Annotated in this window: 2 protein-coding genes and 2 pseudogenes; all 4 read left to right on the top strand. The window is 69.6% G+C overall.

Annotated features, from left to right (window positions below; translation table 11 throughout):
- Nucleotides 1–1,106: pseudogene (locus PO768_RS29385) on the top strand (septal ring lytic transglycosylase RlpA family protein); the annotation flags it as partial.
- A gap of 109 nt (nucleotides 1,107–1,215) precedes the next feature.
- On the top strand, nucleotides 1,216–2,757 hold the full coding sequence (locus PO768_RS28145) for a DUF4331 domain-containing protein (RefSeq protein WP_272648694.1): 1,542 nt from the start codon (nucleotides 1,216–1,218) through the stop codon (nucleotides 2,755–2,757).
- A gap of 10 nt (nucleotides 2,758–2,767) precedes the next feature.
- Nucleotides 2,768–3,040 carry a hypothetical protein gene (locus PO768_RS28140; RefSeq protein WP_272648693.1) on the top strand — a complete coding sequence of 91 codons (273 nt, stop codon included), beginning with the start codon at nucleotides 2,768–2,770 and terminating at the stop codon, nucleotides 3,038–3,040.
- A gap of 15 nt (nucleotides 3,041–3,055) precedes the next feature.
- Nucleotides 3,056–3,534: pseudogene (locus tag PO768_RS28135) on the top strand (hypothetical protein); the annotation flags it as partial.

Here is a 3,534-nt window from a genome sequence, read left to right as displayed (position 1 = left end):
CCCGCGACCGACGCCGCCGGCCGGCGGCTGGCCGGCCCGCGACGGCCCCGATGCGGTGATCCCGCCCGATCTGCACAAGGTGCCCGATGCGGCGCCCAAGCTGGAGAACATCCGCAAGGGCGGGCCCAACAAGCCCTACGAGGTGCTGGGCCAGCGCTACGAGCCGATGGCCGGCGACGAGCCGCTGATCGAGCGTGGCCTGGCCTCCTGGTATGGCCGCAAGTTCCATGGCCGGCCGACCGCCAGCGGCGAGATCTACAACATGTATGCGATGACGGCCGCGCATCCGACCATGCCCATCCCCAGCTATGCGCGGGTGCGCAATCCGAAGAACGGCCGCGAGATCATCGTCAGGGTCAACGACCGCGGCCCCTTCCACCGCGGCCGCATCATCGACCTCAGCNACCGCCAGCGGCGAGATCTACAACATGTATGCGATGACGGCCGCGCATCCGACCATGCCCATCCCCAGCTATGCGCGGGTGCGCAATCCGAAGAACGGCCGCGAGATCATCGTCAGGGTCAACGACCGCGGCCCCTTCCACCGCGGCCGCATCATCGACCTCAGCTACACCGCCGCGCTGAAGCTGGACCTGCTGCGCGGGGTCGGTGCGGTCGAGCTGGAGCGGCTGACCTATGAGGACATCCGCACCGGCGCCTGGATGCGCGGCAGCGAGCCCGCCGCGCCGGTCGAGCCGCCGCCCGTCTATGTGGCCAGCGAGGCCAGCGGCGCGCCGGCGCTGAGCACCACGGCCAGCGTCGCGGCAGTGCCACCGGCCGCTGTGCCCGCTGCCACCGCCGTACCCACCACCGACCCCGCCGCGCTGCTGGCCGACGAGGCCCCGCTGCCGCAGATACGCACGGTGGCCGCGCCCGGCTTCTGGGTGCAGCTCGGCGCGTTCTCGCAGCTGGCCGGGGCCGAGTCCTTTCGGCAGCAGCTGCTGAAGGAGGCCGACTGGATGGCCCCGTTGCTGGCCGTCTTCAAGGACCGCGCGCTGCACCGCCTGCAGGCCGGCCCCTACCCGACGCGCGAGGACGCGCGCCAGGCGGCCGAGCGGGTGCGCCAGGCGCTGGCGCTGCAGCCGGTGGTGGTGGAGCGGCGTTGAAGCGGCAGGGCTCCCCCTAGGAAATTGGATAGCGGCTGCATCCGATCAGGGATGCGGGGCGTAAGGACAGCAGGTTGGCATTGGGCCAACCGCCATCCGGAGACGCCTCATGCAATGCAAAGCCTCATCCCAGGTGCGCCCGCGCGCCACCTTGATCGCGCTGGCCGTCGGCCTGTTGTTGGCCGGCGGCGCCCAAGCCTCCAGCCACCGCGAAGCCCCTTTCATCACGACCGTGCCCAAGGTCGATGCCAGCGACTTCTATATGTTCGCCAGCTACGAGGCCGGCCGCAGCGACTATGTGACCGTGATCGCCAACTACCTGCCGCTGCAGGATGCCTACGGCGGCCCGAACTATTTCTCGCTCGATCCGAACGCGCTTTACGAGATCCATATCGACAACAACGGCGACGCCAAGGAAGACCTCAGCTTCCAGTTCCGCTTCAAGAACAAGCTCAATAGCGTCAGCCTGCCGATCGGCGACAAGAACGTCGCGATCCCGCTGATACAGGCCGGTGCGGTCAGCGAGCCGCGCGCCGCCACGCTCAATCTGAACGAGAGCTACACGATAGACATCGTGCGCGGCGACCGCCGCAGCGGCAGCCGCCAGGCCGTCAGCAATGCCAGCGGTGGCGGCACCAGTTTCGACAAGCCGGTCGACAACATCGGCGTCAAGACCATCCCCGACTACGCCGCCTATGCCGGCAAGCATGTGCACAGCATCAACATCCCCGGCTGTGCGATGCCGGGCAAGGTCTTCGTCGGCCAGCGCAAGGACCCGTTCGCGGTCAATCTCGGGACCATCTTCGACCTGGTCAATGCGCCGGTCGGCGTGATCACCGACCCGACGCTGATCGGCGCGGTCAAGAACACCATAGCCGACAAGAACGTCACGACCCTGGCGCTGGAGCTGCACAAGAGCTGCCTGACCGCCGGCACCGAGACCGTGATCGGCGGCTGGACCACGGCCAGCCTGCGCCAGGCCCGCGTGCTCGACCCGAGCCCGAAACCCGGCCACCAGAGCACGGAGAAGGCCGGTGGCGCCTGGGTGCAGGTGTCGCGCCTGGGCATGCCCCTGGTCAACGAGGTGGTCATCGGCCTGCCCGACAAGGACCGTTTCAACAGCGCCAAACCCAAGGACGATGGCCAGTTCGCCACCTATGTGACGAACCCCAGCCTGCCGGCCCTGCTGGAGATCGCGCTGGCCCTGCCCGGCACCGCGCCGAAGAACCTGCCGCGCACCGATCTGGTCACGACCTTTCTGACCGGCATCAAGGGCGTCAACCAGCCCGCCACTGTGGTGGCCTCGGAGATGCTGCGGCTCAACACCGCGATCGCGCCGGTGCCGTTTGCGCAGCAGAACCGGCTCGGCGTGGTCGGCAACATCCTGGCCGGCGGCAACGATCTGGCCGGCTTCCCGAACGGCCGCCGCCCCAAGGACGATGTGGTCGATGTCTCGCTGATCGCGGTGATGGGCGGCCTGTGCATGGCCAATGGCGATACCAATGCGCTGGGCTTCGGTGCCGACTGCAAGCCCTCGAATGTGCCGCTGGGCGCCACCGCGCTGAAGCTGCACGACGCGGTCGACCAGGCCACGGCACCGCTGCTGGCTGGCTTCCCCTATCTGTTCACGCCGGTCGGCGGCACCAAGTAAGGAGCAGGCCATGAGAACCTTCAACAAGACAATTCTGCCCGGCTTGCTGGCCGGCGCGTTGTTGAGCGCCTGCGGAGGCAGCGATCATGAGGACGTGGTCATCGTGCCGCCGCCGGCCGGCCCGGCCCAGGTGCCGGACAGCGCGCTGGCCTCGTCGGCCAGCTTCACGCAGTTCGCCATCGAGCAGAGCCAGACCGCCAGTGACAGCGCCGAGCCGCTGGGTGCCGACAATGTGTCGGTGCCGCCCAGCAGCGAGACCGACGAGCCGGTCTCGCTCGGCTGAGCCGGGGGCAGGGTCATGCGTATCACACTGTTCTTGCTGTGCTGCCTGGCCCTGCCGGCCGCTGCCGACCAGCCCTACACCCCGGCCAGCGACACCGAGCTGGTGGAGCGACTGCCCAAGCGCCTCGGCGCCGAGCAGCGCCGCCTGCGGGACCAGCTGGGCGCGGCCCCGGCCAACCTGCCGCTGGCGCTGCAACTGGCGCGCGAGGCCATCGCCCGGTCGCGAGCGCTGGGCGACCCGCGCGAGCTCGGCCTGGCCCAGGCCGCGCTTGCGCCCTGGTGGAGCCAGGCGGTGCCACCGGCCCCGGTGAGGCTGTTGCGCGCGACGATTGCGCAAAGCCAGCACCGCTTCGACGCGGCGCTGGCCGATCTCGATGCGCTGCTGGCCACGCCCGGCACCTCGCCGACCATCCAGGCCCAGGCCGAGCTGAACCGCGCCGCACTGCTGCAGTTGCGCGGCCGCCTGTCCGAAGCCCAGGCCGGCTGCCAGCGCCT

This window comes from Paucibacter sp. XJ19-41 (assembly GCF_028462495.1).
Taxonomy (GTDB): Bacteria; Pseudomonadota; Gammaproteobacteria; order Burkholderiales; family Burkholderiaceae_C; genus Roseateles_E.
The sequence above is the reverse complement of the archived record's forward strand: the minus strand, read 5'-3'. Positions and strand labels throughout refer to the sequence as shown.